Raw genomic sequence first — 279 nt, forward strand, 5'->3', positions numbered from 1 at the left:
GTTCCGTCAAAAAAAACCGCTTTAGATGTGCATCGGTCGTGGCGTCACATATGGCATAGTGGACTTGGTCTCGGGATATGACGCTCGAGGAAAATGGGCACAGATTTAATCCCACCACCATGTGTTCAAGCCATCGACGTGTGTTTTTCACCACGTCTTGATGAGCTGTCGATAATGTCTTTGGTTCGCGCTTTTTGATGTAATGGATCCCTTCATGTTTGAGACTTTATGCACGTTCTGCCCATGGTTCCTAATTGTTTACGAAAGCGAAACCCATCG

Annotated in this window: 1 protein-coding gene; it reads right to left on the reverse strand. The window is 46.2% G+C overall.

Annotated features, from left to right (window positions below):
* The coding region (locus tag SB749_RS19275; RefSeq protein ID WP_410711721.1) for a DUF1415 family protein at positions 1 to 154 on the reverse strand (154 nt) is incomplete at its 3' end.
* Positions 155 to 279: the final 125 nt, after the last annotated feature.

The organism is Brevibacterium sp. SIMBA_078 (assembly GCF_046534565.1).
Classification (GTDB): Bacteria; Actinomycetota; Actinomycetes; order Actinomycetales; family Brevibacteriaceae; genus Brevibacterium.